Origin of the sequence: Bradyrhizobium yuanmingense, assembly GCF_029167105.1 — a bacterium.
GTDB classification, from domain to species: Bacteria; Pseudomonadota; Alphaproteobacteria; order Rhizobiales; family Xanthobacteraceae; genus Bradyrhizobium; species Bradyrhizobium yuanmingense_A.
The window spans coordinates 1-17,203 of sequence record NZ_JARFML010000053.1; the positions used below are offsets into that span (position 1 = coordinate 1).

At 63.8% G+C, this 17,203-nt stretch carries 13 protein-coding genes and 1 pseudogene; 4 read left to right on the forward strand and 10 right to left on the reverse strand.

Annotated features, from left to right (window positions below; all coding sequences use genetic code 11):
• The first annotated feature begins 1,755 nt into the window (after window positions 1–1,755).
• The gene (locus P0R31_RS37625) at window positions 1,756–1,995 is read left to right on the forward strand and encodes a hypothetical protein (protein WP_275520095.1); all 240 of its coding nucleotides are present in this window, start codon (window positions 1,756–1,758) and stop codon (window positions 1,993–1,995) included.
• 490 nt (window positions 1,996–2,485) lie between these two features.
• Here P0R31_RS37625 and P0R31_RS37630 read toward each other — a convergent pair whose 3' ends face one another.
• Window positions 2,486–4,000 carry a caspase family protein gene (locus P0R31_RS37630; RefSeq protein ID WP_275520097.1) on the reverse strand — a complete coding sequence of 505 codons (1,515 nt, stop codon included), beginning with the start codon at window positions 3,998–4,000 and terminating at the stop codon, window positions 2,486–2,488.
• Between the two features lie 202 nt (window positions 4,001–4,202).
• Between P0R31_RS37630 and P0R31_RS37635 the strand changes: the two genes are divergently transcribed.
• The 3 genes from P0R31_RS37635 to P0R31_RS37645 all read left to right on the forward strand — a co-directional run bounded on the left by P0R31_RS37635 (window position 4,203) and on the right by P0R31_RS37645 (window position 8,208).
• Entirely contained in the window at window positions 4,203–5,168 is a 966-nt protein-coding gene (locus P0R31_RS37635) for a helix-turn-helix domain-containing protein (protein ID WP_275520100.1), read from the forward strand.
• A gap of 300 nt (window positions 5,169–5,468) precedes the next feature.
• On the forward strand, window positions 5,469–6,974 hold the full coding sequence (locus P0R31_RS37640; protein WP_275520103.1) for a DEAD/DEAH box helicase: 1,506 nt from the start codon (window positions 5,469–5,471) through the stop codon (window positions 6,972–6,974).
• A 166-nt stretch (window positions 6,975–7,140) separates the two neighbouring features.
• Window positions 7,141–8,208: a GGDEF domain-containing protein gene (locus P0R31_RS37645; RefSeq protein ID WP_275520105.1), complete on the forward strand. Its 1,068-nt coding sequence runs from the start codon at window positions 7,141–7,143 to the stop codon at window positions 8,206–8,208.
• Window positions 8,209–8,281: 73 nt separating this feature from the next.
• On the opposite strand, the pseudogene P0R31_RS37650 reads toward P0R31_RS37645, so the two are convergent.
• The 9 genes and pseudogenes from P0R31_RS37650 to P0R31_RS37690 all read right to left on the reverse strand — a co-directional run bounded on the left by P0R31_RS37650 (window position 8,282) and on the right by P0R31_RS37690 (window position 17,186).
• A pseudogene (locus P0R31_RS37650) lies at window positions 8,282–8,750 on the reverse strand (TfoX/Sxy family protein).
• 164 nt (window positions 8,751–8,914) lie between these two features.
• Window positions 8,915–9,325 carry a HesB/IscA family protein gene (locus tag P0R31_RS37655; RefSeq protein ID WP_074447904.1) on the reverse strand — a complete coding sequence of 137 codons (411 nt, stop codon included), beginning with the start codon at window positions 9,323–9,325 and terminating at the stop codon, window positions 8,915–8,917.
• A gap of 49 nt (window positions 9,326–9,374) precedes the next feature.
• Complete coding sequence (locus P0R31_RS37660; RefSeq protein ID WP_018641712.1) at window positions 9,375–9,746, reverse strand: SUF system Fe-S cluster assembly protein; 372 nt, start codon at window positions 9,744–9,746, stop codon at window positions 9,375–9,377.
• Entirely contained in the window at window positions 9,743–10,990 is a 1,248-nt protein-coding gene (locus tag P0R31_RS37665) for a cysteine desulfurase (RefSeq protein WP_275520108.1), read from the reverse strand. The genes P0R31_RS37660 and P0R31_RS37665 overlap by 4 nt, the downstream gene beginning before the upstream one ends.
• Window positions 10,987–12,291: a Fe-S cluster assembly protein SufD gene (gene sufD, locus P0R31_RS37670; protein WP_275520110.1), complete on the reverse strand. Its 1,305-nt coding sequence runs from the start codon at window positions 12,289–12,291 to the stop codon at window positions 10,987–10,989. Before sufD ends, P0R31_RS37665 begins: the two co-directional genes overlap by 4 nt.
• A 12-nt stretch (window positions 12,292–12,303) precedes the next feature.
• Window positions 12,304–13,056, reverse strand: a complete 753-nt coding sequence (sufC, locus tag P0R31_RS37675; RefSeq protein WP_225130959.1) for a Fe-S cluster assembly ATPase SufC — start codon at window positions 13,054–13,056, stop codon at window positions 12,304–12,306.
• Window positions 13,057–13,189: 133 nt separating this feature from the next.
• On the reverse strand, window positions 13,190–14,686 hold the full coding sequence (gene sufB, locus P0R31_RS37680; protein WP_275499138.1) for a Fe-S cluster assembly protein SufB: 1,497 nt from the start codon (window positions 14,684–14,686) through the stop codon (window positions 13,190–13,192).
• A gap of 114 nt (window positions 14,687–14,800) precedes the next feature.
• A complete protein-coding gene (locus P0R31_RS37685) occupies window positions 14,801–15,940 on the reverse strand; it encodes a cysteine desulfurase family protein (RefSeq protein ID WP_275520111.1) in 1,140 nt (379 codons plus the stop codon).
• Window positions 15,941–15,992: 52 nt separating this feature from the next.
• A complete protein-coding gene (locus P0R31_RS37690) occupies window positions 15,993–17,186 on the reverse strand; it encodes an acyltransferase family protein (protein WP_275520113.1) in 1,194 nt (397 codons plus the stop codon).
• Window positions 17,187–17,203 lie beyond the last annotated feature (17 nt).

Consider the following 17,203-nt stretch of genomic DNA (forward strand, 5'->3'; position numbering starts at 1 on the left):
GTTCCGGCACCCGCTGCAGCACCTGCACCCGCGCCACCGCCGCCTCCGGCACCACCGCCGCCTGCGCCACCGCCCCCTTGGGCAATGGCAGCCGTCGAGAGTGCGGCACAAGCGATCGTCACGAGGACGGATTTGCGGATCATGGATCGTCTCCCTGGTTTGATGGACAATCCAAGTCATGGGGACTTGTTCCGGTGCCGCGAAGGCGTCCGCCGCCCTTCTAGTGCCGACTAGCGGTCCCTCCCTTAAAAAGCGCGGTTACTCCTCAGGACAACCACTTCGGGGCAGCGTCCGGGCTGCGACAATACCCAATTTTTTAATCGGCATTGCGGGAGTTGTCGGATGTCAAGTTTGTCTCACCACAAAACCGCTAGGAGGCACCTCCGCGGGAACGAACAGATGGAGTGGGCGGGCCACACAAGGCATTGGACAATTGAAACCGGGGCGAAGGTCTGGCTTCGAACCAGTTCCATGCTGCACGACTTCCCACCGGAAGGGATCGATCTACCGATTATACTGGGCGATGCCACCGTTATCAGCACCAAGGTGGTTAGTTCGTCGCCAAGCAGACTTATCATTGAGTTAGACGACGGTCATCTCCGACGTCTAACGCCGGGCGCTTCCGGATTTTCGGCTCGCGGATTTCCAGGCGCGGAGTGGATCGTGCAGCGGCGCACGTAACTAGCCGGTGGGTCGATTGTTGCGCGTCGAGAGAAGGGATTGATACCGATCGATCTGATTTGCGAGCCGAACCCAGCTTTGCGACAGAGATTTGAGAAGCCCTGCCTCGGTTTCGTTCCGCGTTGATTGCATCAAGCTGAGGCATTCAATCGATTGGGATCGGCAATGTTTCGCGGTGTCCACGAGCGCATCTCCATCCAAACCGCGAAGTAACTTCCACAAACTTCGACCGAAAATCTGTATATCAGTTCACATTTGCGAAGATTCAACTTGCGCCCGCGTTCACTCCCTCACGGCTGGCCGCCGCTCCCCGGCTACTTCTCTCAGGTTGGTGGTCGCCGGCGGCCTCGCACGAAGTTCCTGAACGCATCGATTGCTCGAGCTAGGGGCGATAATGGCCTGCTGCGGCGTGGTGGAATGACGATCAGAAGATAGAGCACATTCAACAGCAACCAGCTGCCGAGCGCGAGCAAAATAGCCTTCATGAAAGTTTCCGGAGTGACCGGCGATAAATGATCTTTGTATAAAAACGCCGCTATCGAAGCGCAGCTTGCTCCCGACTTCAAGCACAACCTTTGGTCAAAAGGCTGCCGGCGCCCTCAGGGCTGTCCTTCTCGCTGCTTCTCTTCGCCGCAGAAGCTCAGGACCGACGCCCCTCTCGGGAGGCAGTTCTGGACGCTTCAAGCCGTGCGCGTCTCCGTTGATTCCACCGGGCCAGCATTTCACCAAGCTCGCCCTGGGGAGGCACTTTATCATTGCGGTTGGCAGCCGGCGGACGCAACCATTCCGGCTGAGTGTAGGCGGTCCAGATTCGGGCTTCGGCGCGCCGTCGACGAGAGATGACGTGCCTGGTCAGGTACCCGGCCCCAAAAGAGACCGATAGCAAGGCCAACAGAATGCCTACTGCTAGCACGCAACCAAACTCCGTTTAATCACTGGGGGACGTGACTGTGAAGCCGGTGTGATCATCAAGCTCCTGCAAATGGCAGAGCTTAAGGACCTGAGGTCCCGGCGAAGTTGATAACGCTCAAATTGCGGGACACCAGGCAGCGCTCCCTATTCTTGGAGGAACCAATGGGAAAATCCGCGAGAAACGAAGTGCGAAGACACCGCGCTCTGTTCTTCATATGTATGAGCGCCGGGGCCGCGCTCTTGGCGATGGCGATGATGGCGGCGCCATTTTTCCTCAGATCAATGCTGACGTTGAGTCTGAAGGCAATGCTTTTGGCTGGCTGCCCAGCTCTATTGCTTTCTGTGCTGTCATGGTTTTGGCATCTGCAAGCGATGCATATTGCGTCTGAGCTTGAGGACTGAGCACTGCTGAGGCTGCCTAAATGCTTCTTGTGCGAATGCGCTTTCGCCAAGATGCCCAGGCATCCTCTCATGGCACCTGCTTAGTATACGTCGCATATCGCTCGATCTGATTGGCCAATCGAAGCCAACTTTGAGCCAGATCTCTCAGTATCCTGCTTTCCGCCTCGTCCTGCGTCTCCCGCGACAATCGATAGCATTCCTCCGATTGATCTCTGCAATACTTTGAGGTGTGCATCAGTCTCCCCTGGAACGGGAAGTCGACCACGCTGTGCGAAGCCGTGCATTTAACAAAGTCAAGGGCGGTTCACTCGGCTGGCTTTCGCTTCTCGGTCGCGACTTGCGCCGTGGGCATCGAGCGAGGATTTCGTCAGGCGCTGTCACCAACGCAGACTAGCTCGGGCAGCAGCAAAGGCATGTGAACTGGATAACAACTCATAGCCAGTCCCTCAGGGGCATCACACCCCCTCCGCTGCGGCCGACAGCGAACCCCTCAATTGTTGCTCCGGTTCGCGCTGCGAAAACTCTTGATCTCCGACACGCTGCCGTCGCGATAGGTCAGCTCCACCGAGACGGATTTCGTGCTTGGCGCGAGCTTCATGTAGAGCGGCATGCCGGCGCTGACCGCGCTGGGGTCGCGCATGTCGCAGGGCGGCATCTTCAGCACCTGGTTTGGCACGGCGGTGTCGACGCCGATGCGCACCTCGCGGATGGCGCAGCGGTAGGAGACGAGATGCGTGTAGTAGACGAGCAGTCCGTTGAACTCGCGGAACGACAGCCAGCTCGTCGAAGTCATGTCGAGGATCTTGCGCTGGTCGCGGATCAGCGCGGCCTCGGGATCGAACCTGATCGGGAACGGGCCCTGCATGTCGCCGGACTGATCGACGTAACGGACCTCGATGGTCCCGGCCTGCGCATCCGGCGGCAGCTCGATCGACGGGTTCGGCATCCGCTTGCGGGTGCGCGGATCGAGCGTGTCGATGAACCCGGTCTCGCGGAAATCGCCCGCGCCGGCCATGCGCCAGGAAATACCGAGCGTCGGATCGGCGAAAGAGAAGGTCACGCTCCAGCCGCCATTGTGACGCGAGAAGCTCGCGATCGGCGCGTTGAGGGTCTCCTCCCTGGGCATCTGCGGCACCGACACCGGCGGCAGCGCCGCAAGCTTCGTGGGCGGCGGATCGTCCGAACGCGCGGCGGTGTCCTTGGCGAGGCCGCTGAGGAAGACATCGTCGACCATCTGGTCGAAATAGACCGGCACCTGCCTGTGCTTCACGGTGTCGGCGAGCTCGCTGACGGCACGGCGGGTACGCTGCGCCACCTGCACCAGATTCTCGCCGGGCTTGAGCAGCTCCTTGGCGAAGGTGCGCGTAAACACTGAGTTTGGATTGGCGTCGTCATTGGAGAGCCGATCGAGCGCGGTCTGGCGGGGACCCGCGGAGAATACCGAGAACACGCCCTCGGGCAGCTGGGTCATCGGTGCGAGACCGCCGGCGCCGGCGACCGCACGGGTGCCCTTGCGCTCGAACGGATTGTTGCGGCAGGCGTCGAACACCAGGATCGAGGTCCGCGCCTTCTTGTTCTGAAGGCGCTCGACGATGCGGTCGGCCAGGATCGAGGCGTCGCGCACCAATTCTTCCTGCCCTTCCGTCGCCGCCGGCACGTCGGTCGGCAGCAGATAGTTCTGGCCCGCGATCTCGAAGCCGTGGCCGGCATAGAAGAAGAACGCGGTGTCGCCCGGCTCGATGGCCTTGTCGAAGGCGAGCAGCGTCTCGGAGAATTGCTGCCGGCTCTGGTTCTCGGCGACCATCACCGAGAAGCCGAGCTGCTTCAGCGTATCGCCCATGGTGCGGGCGTCGTTGACCGCCTTGAGCAGCTTCGGCACGTTCTTGTAGTCGTTGTTGCCGACGACGAGCGCGACGCGCTTCTCGGCACAGGCGGGCGCTGCGAAACCGCTCAGGCCCGCCGCGAGGCCAAGGGCCGCCAGAATTCTGAAAAGCCGACGCGTCATCGCAAAATTTCCCGTTGCAGAACCGGCCCTGCCGCCGATCTTCGAACGGCAGTTCATGGGACCCCCTGCCGCTGTGTGATAGTCGGCTCAGACCTGACGACGGTTCAAGGACCCTGAGGCTCGGATTGTACGATCCGACTATGGCCGATTCCGCTGGAATCTGTTTCCTTTTGGACAATTTCGCCGGAAGCGAGGGGCTGCCGTGTTGCACTGGTGTACGGACGAGGTCGACCCGAAGGATCGCTTCGACTATTGGCGCGAGGTGCGCGCCAAGGGGTTGTTCGGCGTCACCGCCGAGCTCGCGCGCGAGCGGCGCGCGGACTTCTTCGGCGAATTCTCTCTGCGTAAGCTGGGCGGTGCCGGCCTCGTCGAGCTGAAGGCCTCGCCCTACGCGGTCGAGCGCAGCGCGTCGGACATCGCCTATGCCCCGGGTGAGGCGATCTGCGTCTACCAGCAGCTCGGCAGCGGCGGCTGGTTCGGCGGCATGCGCACAAGCGACTTTGCCATTGCCAATGGCAGCTTCGCCACCAGCCATACCGACCTGCCCTACCACACCGCGCCGCTCGGCACCGGGGGCTTCCACCTGCGGATCCTCAAGATCCCCGTGACCCACATCCCGGTACAGGACAAGCGCATGCGCGAGCTGGCGCCCCGGACCTTCAACGATCCGGCCCTGGCGCCCCTGCTCGCGGCCTGCTTCGCCGATCTCGGCGAAATCGCCGCGGACGATACGGCCTCTGCCGTCCAGGCCTCCTTGGTCCAGGCGTTGGCCCATCTGGCGCTGATCGAGCGCGGCATCGTGCGGCCCGGAAGCCGGCGGGGACAAGAGGCGCTGCGGACCGCCCGCCTCTCGCAAGCCCGGCGGCTGATCGCACGTCACCTTCAGGACCCCAATCTTGCGCCGGCCATGGTGGCCGACCTGCTCGGCGTCTCCGTACGTCACCTGCACATGCTGTTCGAGATGGCGGAGAAGAGCTTTTCCCAGACGGTGACCGACGAGCGCCTGAAGCAGAGCCGCCGGCTGCTGCGCGAGGCGCCGGAGCGGCTGATCGCGGACATCGCCGCCTCGTGCGGCTTCGAGAGTCTGGCGACCTATTACCGGGTGTTCAACACCGCCTACGGCATGGCCCCCGGTGACTTCCGGGCAAAAGGCACGGACGGGCGTTAGCTGCCGTGTTGGCGGTTGCCGCCAGGCGGAGGGGGCTCGGGGGAAAACCCCAGCCGCGCCCGTGATTTGGGCAAAAACCTCAGGTTTTTTAGGCTCTTCCCGCGCCCGCTCCATTGACTTTGGCTGATTCCCGCCTATGTTCCGGGTCGACGCGGCTCAGATCGAAGAGCGATTCCTGAGCCTTGCGCTTTGTTCGCGTGAGTCAGCACCCCCAGCTTCTTCGAGAGCGCGCCGTTTCGGGGTGGAACGCGACAGCCTTATTACCCTCGATTCCGAACGGCGGTTTCGACCAGAGGCTCAATGTCCTTTTCAGATCTCGGACTGTCCGAAAAAGTCCTCGCCGCAGTGGCGGCCACCGGTTACACCACCCCCACCCCCATTCAGGAACAGGCGATCCCCCACGTCCTCGCGCGCAAGGACGTACTCGGCATCGCCCAGACCGGCACCGGCAAGACCGCGGCCTTCGTGCTGCCGATGCTCACCATCCTCGAAAAGGGCCGCGCCCGGGCGCGCATGCCGCGCACGCTGATCCTCGAGCCGACCCGCGAGCTCGCGGCCCAGGTGAAGGAAAACTTCGACCGCTACGGCGCCGGCCAGAAGCTCAACGTCGCCCTCCTGATCGGCGGCGTCTCCTTCGGCGACCAGGATGCAAAGCTGATGCGCGGTGTCGACGTGCTGATCGCCACCCCCGGCCGGCTGCTCGACCATACCGAGCGCGGCGGCCTGTTGCTCACCGGCGTCGAACTGCTCGTCATCGACGAAGCCGACCGCATGCTGGACATGGGCTTCATCCCCGATATCGAGCGCATCTGCAAGCTCGTCCCCTTCACGCGGCAGACCCTGTTCTTCACCGCGACCATGCCGCCGGAAATCCGGCGCATCACCGAGGCCTTCCTGCACAATCCGCAGAAGGTCGAGGTCTCCAGGCCCGCCACGACCGCCGTCACCGTTACGCAAGCCCAGGTGCCCGCCGGCCGCGAGGCGCACGAGAAGCGCGAATTGCTCCGCCGTTTGCTGCGCGAGGCCAAGGACCTCAAGAACGCGATCATCTTCTGCAATCGCAAGCGCGAGGTCGCGATCGTTCACAAATCGCTGCAGAAGCACGGCTTCAGCGTCGGTGCCCTGCACGGCGACATGGACCAGCCGGCCCGCATGGCCGCGCTCGACCAGTTCCGCAAGGGTGAGCTGCCCCTCCTCGTCGCCTCCGACGTCGCCGCCCGCGGCCTCGACATTCCCGAGGTCAGCCACGTCTTCAATTTCGACGTTCCCCACCACGCCGACGACTACGTCCACCGCATCGGCCGCACCGGCCGCGCCGGCCGAACCGGCACCGCGATCTCGATCGTGACACCGCTCGACCAAAAGTCGATGGCGGCGATCGAGAAGCTCATCGGCCAGAGCATTCCGCGCGCCGAAGGCGACTTTGACGTCCACGCCGAAGCGGGCGAACAAGGCGAGCGTCCGCGCGAGCAGCGCGGCCGCGAGCGTTCACGCGGCGGACGCGGCAAGCCGCAGCGCGGCGAGCGGCGCGGTCATGACCGCGAACGCAGCCACGAGCCGCGCGAGGCGCGTGGCGAGGCACGGGCGGCTCCCGAGGCGAGGCCGGCACGGGAGGCACGGCCTCCGCGCGAAGCCAGACAATCATCCGAGCCGCGCAATGGTGCGCGCCCGCAAGCGAATTCGCATGTGCCCTCGATCGGCCGTCCTGAGCCGCGCCGCCAGCGCGAGATCGACAGCGAGCCGGGCGATCACTCGCATCTGCCGGCGTTTCTTCTGCGGCCGGTGCGCTCCCCCGCCGGCGCCTGAAGCGCGCACTGGCGCTCCAGATTTCGGTTGAAAACCCTCGATTTGCAATTTTTTGGATGCCCCGTGAACGTATATTTACGGGGCGTTCACGATCGTCCGTTAGCCTACGAACATAATTTAAGGATTGCTGCGGTCGATGGCGCGTCGGCCGCTGTGGGGATGTTCAGTGATCAAGGTACTCGACGAACACGAACGCACGCTGGCGTTCGCCGAGGTGGCGCTCGGTCAGATTCGATCGCTTCGACAGACGGCCATTCCCCGCAATTACGAGATCTGGTACGTCTACGCCACCGGCTACAACGCACCGCTCAACAAGATCATCAATGAGACGCTGGCGCGCAGCGGCAAGCTGACCGAGGCCGATCTCGAGCAGATCTACGAGACCTATCTCTCCCACATCAAGACCACCGACCGCATCGACAAGGTCGGCGCGCGCGTCGTCGGCGAGATCGACGACGTGGTGAAGGTGTTGGGCGAGGCGCTCGGCATGACCGGGGCCTACGATACCAGTCTGTCGGGTGCGACCGAGAAACTGTCGTCGGCCGAGAGCCGCGACCAGATCAAGGCGATCGTCGAGGCGCTGCTGCGCTCCACCAGCGAGATGCGCGAGACCAACAAGGCGCTGGAAGGCCGGCTGACGCTATCGAAGAACGAGATCAGCAATCTCCAGCAGAGCCTGGAGGCGATCCGCGCCGAGAGCCTGACCGATCCGCTTACGGGCCTGGGAAATCGCAAATATTTCGACCGCATGATCGGCATGGCGGTGCAGAGCGCGCTCGTCTCGGGCGAGCCGCTGTCGCTGCTGCTGTTCGACATCGATCACTTCAAGTCGTTCAACGATTCCTACGGCCATCTCACCGGCGACCAGGTGCTGCGGCTCGTCGGCCTTTCGCTGAAGCAGACCATCAAGGGCCAGGACATCACCGCGCGCTACGGCGGCGAGGAATTCGCGGTCGTTCTCCCCAACACCGCGATGCGCCAGGCGCTGACGGTGGCCGATCACATCCGCCGCGCCGTGATGGCGAAGGAATTGAAGAAGAAATCCACCGGCGAGATCCTCGGCCGCGTCACCATCTCCGTGGGCGTTTCCATGCTCAGGGAGGGCGACGACACCGACGCGCTGATCGAGCGCGCCGACGCCTGCCTCTACGCCGCCAAGCGCAACGGCCGCAACCGGGTGATCTGCGAAGCCGATCCGGAATTCGCGATCGAGAGCCACAGCCGGGTGGCGTAGGTTTTCACGCGCTGCCGCAGCCGTGGCTGGGCAAAGGCGCGCAAGCGCCGTGCCAACCATCTCTCCAACACTGTTATTCTGAATGGTGGGCACGCTTCGCTTTGCCCACCCTACCGCACCGTTCTCTTCGTTGCCTTTTTGGCCGAACGCTTCTTGGCAGCAAGCTTTTTGACAGTCTTCTTCGCCGGCTTGCCTGCCGCCTTCTTCGCCTTCGGTCGCTTCTTGCCCTTGGCACGCTGGGCGGCGGCGAGCGCCGCCCTCGCCCATTGCGCAAGCTCGGCGGAATCATCAAACAGGCGCGCCGGCAGCTCCCAGTAGGAATTCACAACAACGGTCTTGGCGCGGGTCGAATACTGGAACGGCTTTGAGCCTTCGGCTTCGAAGTCGGGAATGGTCGTCTCGTCGGCGCGAAAGAAAAGGCCGGCGCGCAGTGACAGCGCGAAATTGACGCCGTCAGCGGAGATGCCGTAGCCGGAGAACATTTTCCGGATGGTGACCGGGCCGAAATCAGCGAACAGGTCGATCAGGAATTCGCGGTCCATGCTGACGCTCTCTCGTGCCCCGGACGCAGCGCAGCGTGTAACGGTGCGCTGCAGAGCCGGGGCCCAGCCCTCTGCGACGGAAAGTATAGCGTGGGTCCCGGCTCTGCGCAGCAGCGCAAGCGCGCTGCAGCGCGTTCGGGACAAGAGAGCAGCGTAGGCCGAAATTACCCGTCGATCTTGGCCGGCCGCAGCTCGACCGATTCGCCGCAACCACAGGCGGAGACCTGGTTGGGGTTGTTGAAGACGAACTGGGCCTGCATCTTGTCGGCCTTATAGTCCATCTCAGTGCCGAGCAGGAACAGCACGGCCTTGGGATCGACCAGGATCTTGACGCCCTTGTCCTCGACGACCTCGTCGGTCGGGCGGATGTCGTGGGCGTATTCGACCGTGTAGGACTGGCCCGCACAGCCGCCGTTCTTCACGCCGACGCGCAAGCCCACGATTTCCGAGTCCGCGCGCTGGGTCAGCTCGGTGATGCGCTGGGCAGCGGCATCCGTCAGCCGCATCACCTGCGGGCGCGGACGCCGCGGCTTCGGAGTGGATGCTGGTGTCGAGCCTGACGAAATTTGGGTCATGTTGTCTATGTGGTCCGTTGCGGAGCGAATTCAATGCGGCCCGAGGCCGTCACCACATGTTCAGCACGAGGCGGGCCTCGTCGCTCATGCGTTCCGGCGACCACGGCGGCTCCCAGACGACCTTGACGTCGACCACGCCGACGCCGGGCACGCTCGCTACCGCGTTCTCGACCATGGTCGGCAGCTCGCCGGCGGCCGGACAGTTCGGCGTCGTCAGCGTCATCTGCACGTCGACCGAACGGTCGTCCTTGATCTCGACCTTGTAAATCAGGCCGAGCTCGTAGATGTCGGCAGGGATTTCCGGGTCGAACACGGTCTTGAGACCGGCGATGATCTCGCGGGTCAGCCGCTCGGTCTCCTCCGGCGGCAATGCCGAATGGGTCTCCATCGGATTGGCTTTGATTTCGGCCGTGTCACTCATGCGAACAAATCCCGCGCCTTCAGCAGCGCCTGTGCCAGATGATCGACTTCTTCCCGCGTATTATACATGCCGAACGAGGCCCGGCATGTCGCCGTCACGTTGAACCGCTCTAAAAGCGGCATGACGCAATGGGTGCCGGCGCGCACCGCGATGCCCTGGCGGTCGATCACGGTGGCGACATCGTGGGCGTGCGCGCCCTTGAGCTCGAAGGAGATCACCGGGCCCTTGCCCCGCGCCGTGCCGATCAGCCGCAGCGAGTTGATCTCGCGCAGGCGCTCCTGGGCGTAGGCGGTGAGGTCGGCCTCGTAGGCTGCGATGCGTTCCTTGCCGATCGAGTTGACGTAGTCGATGGCGGCGCCAAGGCCGACGGCCTCGACGATCGCCGGCGTGCCCGCCTCGAACTTGTGCGGGGGATCGCCATAGGTGACGACATCGCGCGAGACCTCGCGGATCATCTCGCCGCCGCCGTTGAAGGGGCGCATTGCGACGAGGTGGTCGTACTTGGCCCAGAGCACGCCGATGCCGGTCGGACCGTAGACCTTGTGGCCGGTGAAGACGTAGAAGTCGCAGCCGATGTCCTGGACGTCGACGGGCAGATGCACCGCGCCCTGGCTGCCGTCGACCAGCACGGGAATGCCGCGGGCATGCGCAATCCTGACGACGTCCTTGACCGGCACGATGGTGCCGAGCGCGTTCGACATCTGCGTGATCGCGACCAGCTTGGTCTTCGAGGTCAGCAGCTTCTCGAATTCCTCGATGAGGAAATTTCCCTCGTCGTCGACCGGCGCCCACTTGATCACCGCGCCTTGGCGTTCCCTCAGGAAGTGCCAGGGTACGATGTTGGAGTGGTGCTCCATGATCGAGATGACGATCTCGTCGCCTTCTTTGATATTCGGACCACCCCACGAAGACGCGACCAGGTTGATCGCCTCGGTCGCGTTGCGGGTGAAAATCACTTCCTCGGTGCGCGCAGCGTTGATGAACTGCGCCACCTTGGTGCGGCCGCCCTCATAGGCTTCAGTCGCTGCATTGGCGAGGTAGTGCAGGCCGCGATGCACGTTGGCGTATTCGGATTGATAGGCCTGCGTCATGCGGTCGAGCACGGCGCTCGGCTTCTGCGCCGAGGCGGCGTTGTCGAGATAGACGAGCGGCTTGCCGTAGACCTGCATAGCGAGCGCCGGAAAATCCTGGCGCACACGCGTAACGTCATAGGCGCCGTTCTTGACCGCCGGATGCGTGCTCATGACCGCCGCTCCAGCCAGCGCTCGGCAATGCCGATCACGTGCTCGCGCAAAGTGTCATCGGCGATCTGCTCGATCGCCTCGCCGACAAAGGCCTGGATCAGCAGCGCCTGGGCCTGCTTCTCCGGCAGGCCACGGGCTTTCAGGTAGAACAGCAGGCTGTCGTCGAGCGCGCCGGCGGTGGCGCCGTGGCCGCAGGAGACGTCGTCGGCAAAAATCTCGAGCTCGGGCTTGTTGTCGGCCTCGGCTTCGTCCGAGAGCAGCAGCGCGCGCGTCATCATCTTGCCGTCGGTCTTCTGCGCGTCGGGACGGACAATGATGCGGCCCTGGAACACCGAATGGGCGCGGTCGTCGATCACCGCACGGAAGATCTCGCGGCTGACGCAGTTCGGCACGGCATGGTCGACCACCAGCGTGGTGTCGCCGTGCTCGGTCTTCTTCAGGAGGTTGACGCCGTTGACCGAGAGCTCGCTGCCCTCGCCCGCCAACGTGATGAAGCCCTGCAAGCGGCTGACCGCAGCGCCGCTGGTCATGTTGAAGACGTTCAGCTTGGTGTTGGCGCCGACGGTGACGAACTGCGAGGTGATGTTCACCGCATCGGCCGCATCGTCCATCAGGCGGATATGCGCGACGTCGGCGTCGTCGCCGACCGAGATGATCACGGCGTCGTTGACCTGGTAGGCCGCAGCGCCGGCGGCGACGAAGCTCTCGATGATGGTGGCACGGACGCCCTTCCCGATCCGAACCTGCGAACGGGTGACGGCCGAGGCCGATGCGGCGGTCGCAACATGGATGATCTGGACCGGCGCAGAGAGCTGCGTTCCATCCGCGATCGACAGCACCACGCCGTCGGTCGCCAGCGCCGCGTTGACCGCGATCACGGCATCGGTGGACGCCGTCTTGAGGAGACCGGCATCCTTGTCCAGCGACTCGCGCAGAGTCTTGAAGCCGGCCTCCGAGGCAAGCGCCTTCACGTCCGACAGCTCGGCCGCGAACACGCCGTCGACGAGCACCAGCTTGCGGGCGCCCGCGATCGCATGCGCCTTGACCGCCTCGGCGGCGCGCTTCAGCGCGGTCGCATCGGGCGCGGCTGCCAGCGGCAGCACCTCGCCGACCAGCGCGCGCAGGTCGGTGTATTTCCATTCCTCGATCCGGCGGTGCGGCAGCCCGAGACGCTCATAGGTCTCGAATGCCTCGCGGCGCGCCGCGATCACGTCAGGCGATCCCGGCAGGCGGCCTTCGGCGCTGGCGAAGAGATCGCTCACCGCGCGGCCGCTCCCGGTCTTTGCCACAGCAACGTTCATCTTAAAAATTCCTTACGCGGCATCCTCGAACTGGGCGTAGCCGGAGGCTTCCAGCTCCAGCGCCAATTCCTTGCCGCCGCTCTTCACGACGCGGCCCCTGGACATCACGTGCACGACGTCGGGCACGATGTAGTTGAGCAGCCGCTGATAGTGGGTGATGACGACCATCGCGCGCCCCGGCGAGCGCAGTGCGTTGACGCCGTCGGCCGCGATGCGCAGCGCGTCGATGTCGAGACCGGAATCCATCTCGTCGAGGATGCACAGGCTGGGCTCGAACAGCGCCATCTGCAGCACCTCGTTGCGCTTCTTCTCGCCACCGGAAAAACCGACATTGACGCCGCGCTTGAGCATGTCCTGCGGGATGTTCAGCGACTTCGAGACCTCGCGGACCTTCTTCAGGAAGTCCGGCACCATCAGCTCGCTCTCGCCGCGCGCCTTGCGCTGCGCATTGAGCGCGGTGCGCAGGAAATTCATGGTGGTGACGCCGGGAATCTCGACCGGATACTGGAACGCCAGGAACACGCCCTTGGCGGCGCGCTCGTCCGGCTCCATCTCCAGGAGGTCCTCGCCCCTGAACAGGATCTGGCCGTCGGTGACCTCGTAGCCGGGCTTGCCGGCGATGACGTGCGAGAGCGTCGACTTGCCGGAGCCGTTCGGCCCCATGATCGCGTGCACCTCGCCCTCGTTCACGGTCAGCGTCAGTCCGTGGAGGATCTCGCGCTCCTCGACACGAACCTTGAGGTCTTTCACTTCAAGCAAAGCCATCATGTTTTTCCATCTATCCCCTCATCCTGAGGAGCGCCGAAAGGCGCGTCTCGAGGGATTGAGGCCACCAATCTTTCCGGTATCCATCCTTCGAGACGGCCGCTTGCGCGGCCTCCTCAGGATGAGGTCCGAGCTAGCCGACCGACCCTTCGAGCGAGATCGAGATCAGCTTCTGCGCTTCCACCGCGAATTCCATCGGCAGCTGCTGCAGCACGTCCTTGACGAAGCCGTTGACGACGAGGCCGACGGCCTCCTCCTGGCTGAGCCCGCGCTGGATGCAGTAGAACAGCACGTCCTCGGAGATCTTCGAGGTGGTCGCCTCATGCTCGAACGTCGCCGAGGAGTTCTTCGCCTCGATATACGGCACGGTGTGCGCGCCGCATTTGTCGCCGATGAGCAGCGAGTCGCACGCCGTGAAGTTGCGCGCGCCGGTCGCTTTCCGGTGCGCGGTGACGAGACCGCGATAGGTGTTCTGCGACTTGCCGGCGGCGATGCCCTTGGAGATGATCCGGCTCGACGTGTTCTTGCCGAGATGGATCATCTTGGTGCCGCTATCGACCTGCTGGAAGCCGTTCGAGATCGCGATCGAGTAGAACTCGCCGCGCGAATTGTCGCCGCGCAGGATGCAGCTCGGATATTTCCAGGTGATGGCGGAGCCGGTCTCGACCTGGGTCCAGGAGATCTTGGAATTGGCGCCGCGGCAGTCGCCACGCTTGGTGACGAAATTGTAGATGCCGCCCTTGCCTTCCGAATTGCCGGGGTACCAGTTCTGCACGGTCGAATATTTGATCTCGGCATCGTCGAGCGCGACGAGCTCGACCACGGCGGCATGCAGCTGGTTCTCGTCGCGCTGCGGCGCGGTGCAGCCTTCGAGATAGGAGACGTAGGAGCCCTTGTCGGCGATGATCAGCGTGCGCTCGAACTGCCCGGTGTTGCGCTCGTTGATGCGGAAATAGGTCGACAGCTCCATCGGGCAGCGCACGCCCGGCGGCACGTAGACGAACGAGCCGTCGGAGAACACCGCCGAGTTCAGCGTCGCGTAGAAATTGTCCGAGGTCGGAACCACCGAGCCCAGATATTTCTGCACGAGTTCAGGGTGCTCGCGGATCGCTTCCGAAATCGGCATGAAGATCACGCCGGCCTTCTTCAACTCGGCCTTGAACGTGGTGGCAACCGAGACCGAATCGAACACCGCGTCGACCGCGATCTTGCGGCGAGCCGGGTCTTCCTCGCCGGGCTTGGGCTCGACGCCTTCGAGCATGGCGACTTCCCGCAAGGGAATGCCGAGCTTCTCGTAAGTCTTCAGGATCTCCGGATCGATCTCGTCCAGCGATGAGACCGTCTTCTTCGGCTTCGGCGCGGCGTAGTAGTAAAGATCCTGAAAGTCGATCTTGGGATAGTCGACGCGGGCCCAGGTCGGCTCCTGCATGGTCAGCCAGCGCCGATAGGCTTCCAGCCGCCACTGCAGCATCCAGGCAGGCTCGTTCTTCTTCTCGGAGATGAACTTGACGGTCTCTTCCGACAAACCCTTGGGGGCCTTGTCGGACTCGATCAGGGTTTCAAACCCATAACGATACTGGTCGACGTCGATGCGCTTCACGCGCTCGACCGTCTCTTGTACGGCTGGCATTCCATCCTCCGCTCGCGGTTTCAAGGACCGCGGTGGATCAAACTCGGACGAGTATTACGATATTTCTCTGCGGAAAGCACGGGCTTAGAACCGTTCAAGCCGTGTTTCATCGCTTCAAGCCTTAAGTAGGGTATTACCAAGCTTTCGCCAAGCCTCTAACGCCCGATTGATGTCCGCCGGTTCCGTGGACCAGCCCAGACTGAGACGCACCGCTCCCTGGGCCACCACGGGATCATAGCCCATCGCCGACAGGACGTGAGACGGCTGGACCTTACCGGAGGAACAGGCGGAGCCGGAAGACACCGCGATCCCCTCCAGATCGAATCCGATCACGGCGGTTTCTGCCTTCAGGCCCGGCGCCGTGAAAAGGACGGTATTCGGCAAGCGTGCCACATCTCTCGCAAAGACTGTCGTCCCGGGAACGTCGCGGACGCCATTTTCCAAGCGATCTCTGAGACTTGCCATACGCTTCACATCCTCCGGCAGAGCCTGAAGCGCAGCCTTCACCGCCGCGCCGAAGGCGGCGATCCCGGCAATGTTCTCGGTTCCGGCCCGGCGGCTGAGCTCCTGCCCGCCGCCCCGCAGCACCGGCTCCAGGCCGCCAATCCCCTCGGTGATCGCCAGGGCGCCGATCCCCTTGGGGCCGCCGATCTTGTGCGCAGAAAAGCTGGCAAGGTCCGCGCCTACCGAATTGATATCGAACGGTATTTTGCCAAGCGCCTGGATCGCGTCGACATGCAGCAGGCCGCCGGCCTCGTGGACGATCCTTGCAGCCTCTGTGACGGGCTGAAGGGCGCCGGTCTCGTTGTTGGCGACCATGATCGAGACCAGGGCTGGCGGGCCGCCCTTCAGGAGCGCCTTCAAATGATCGAGGTCGACCACGCCGGAGCGCGTGACCTGGATCAGCCCGATCTTGTCCGCCGGGAACCGGCCGCCGGCCAGCACCGAGGTGTGTTCGACCGCCGAGACCAGCAGCCGCTCGACAGGGCCGCCGGAGGCGCCCCGCAAACCCGGCGAGAGCGCCAGCGCATTGGCCTCGGTTCCAGCGGAGGTGAAGACGACGTTGCGCGGCTGCGCCCCGACCGCGGCCGCAACCCTCGCGCGGGCTTCTTCGACCAACCGCCGCGCCTCCCGCCCCTCGGCATGGACCGAGGATGGATTGCCGACCAGGTCGAAGGCCGCGACCATTGCCGCCCGCGCCTCGGGGCGCAGCGGCGTGGTCGCATTCCAGTCGAGATAGACACGGTTCGGCATCTGGCCCTCTTAGCACCTTTTGTCGTCCAGCCAATCGGACGGCGTGCGCTCGTCAGGCCGGTTGCTGCTGCTCCACCCTTCGCAGCGCTCGTGGCACCGCCCGCAACCCGAACAGCGGCCGCAGCCAGGCAACGCGCCGGACGATCTCATAGCTCGCCACACATGTGAGCGCGGTCCCGACGATGACAATGGACGCTTCGATCCCAGCCGACAGACCGCTGTCGTGCAATTGATGCGCGATCACGATGATCGCGGTCTGATGCACGATGTAGTATGGGAAGATCGCGTCGGTCAGATAGCGCCGCGCCGGGCTGTCGGCTGTGAAGGTGCGCCGCGCAAAGCCCAGCACAACGGCGATCGCGAGCCATTGATAACAGCCATAGGCCGAGGCGGCGAACCACTTCAGCGTGGGCGACGGCGCAAGCAGGCCGGCGCGTACCAGGATGAAGGCAGCGAAGCAGGCGGCCGCCGCCAGCAGGGCTGCCCAGCGCTGGCGCTCGAGTTCGCGCCAGATCCCCTCTTGCTTGGCCAGCAGGAAACCGATCAGGAAGGCCGTGGCGTGGTCCGCGTGGTTGTACCAGTCGCCGAACAGCGCGTGTGTCGACGGGAAAGCCGGGAACAGCACCAGGCGCCAGGCCGCATACAGCAGGCAGGGCGCGATCAGGAGCCATGGGCCGGTGAGCGCACGAGCCAGCTTTCGGCCAAGCCAGTCAGCTCCGGCCGGCCATAACGCGAGCACGCCGATCAACGCCATGGTGTAGACCCACAGATAGACCACGAACCAGAGATGGTTCCAGGTCGGCAACACGATGCACGGCTTCGGACAGAATTGCGCGCCGAAGGCAAAGTAGTGCCTGGCGTAGAAATCGAAGAAGCCCGCGGGATAGCCGAGGCTTTCGACGATCTGGAGATAGGCCTGCGGCGGCACGATCACGAGCATGCCGAAGATCAGCGGGATCAGGAGCCGCGCCGATCGCGCGCCAGCAAGCGAGGCGAGGCCGGACTTGCCGAGCATGAAGCGGGTGGCAACCCCTGATACCAGGAACAGCAGCGACAGCCGCCACGGATTGAGGAAGAGCATCACCGGTTCCAGCCAGGTCAGCCGGTGCACGCTCTTGATGTGAAATCCCCAGGACACGTAGAGCATGCCGACGTGGTAGAAGATGAGCAGCGCGAAGGCTAAAATCCGCACCCAATCCAGGTCGATACGCCTTTCAGAGCTTTGGGATTGCTGTGGTGTTGTCATGGTTTTCTGTTCCTTGA

Coding starts and splice junctions, on each gene's coding strand:
- P0R31_RS37685 (WP_275520111.1), bottom strand. CDS start 15,940: ATGCCGAACCGTGTCTATCTCGACTGGAATGCGACCACGCCGCTGCGC.
- P0R31_RS37630 (WP_275520097.1), bottom strand. CDS start 4,000: ATGACGCGTCGGCTTTTCAGAATTCTGGCGGCCCTTGGCCTCGCGGCG.
- P0R31_RS37640 (WP_275520103.1), top strand. CDS start 5,469: ATGTCCTTTTCAGATCTCGGACTGTCCGAAAAAGTCCTCGCCGCAGTG.
- P0R31_RS37655 (WP_074447904.1), bottom strand. CDS start 9,325: ATGACCCAAATTTCGTCAGGCTCGACACCAGCATCCACTCCGAAGCCG.
- P0R31_RS37690 (WP_275520113.1), bottom strand. CDS start 17,186: ATGACAACACCACAGCAATCCCAAAGCTCTGAAAGGCGTATCGACCTG.
- P0R31_RS37625 (WP_275520095.1), top strand. CDS start 1,756: ATGGGAAAATCCGCGAGAAACGAAGTGCGAAGACACCGCGCTCTGTTC.
- sufD (WP_275520110.1), bottom strand. CDS start 12,291: ATGAACGTTGCTGTGGCAAAGACCGGGAGCGGCCGCGCGGTGAGCGAT.
- P0R31_RS37665 (WP_275520108.1), bottom strand. CDS start 10,990: ATGAGCACGCATCCGGCGGTCAAGAACGGCGCCTATGACGTTACGCGT.
- sufB (WP_275499138.1), bottom strand. CDS start 14,686: ATGCCAGCCGTACAAGAGACGGTCGAGCGCGTGAAGCGCATCGACGTC.
- sufC (WP_225130959.1), bottom strand. CDS start 13,056: ATGGCTTTGCTTGAAGTGAAAGACCTCAAGGTTCGTGTCGAGGAGCGC.
- P0R31_RS37660 (WP_018641712.1), bottom strand. CDS start 9,746: ATGAGTGACACGGCCGAAATCAAAGCCAATCCGATGGAGACCCATTCG.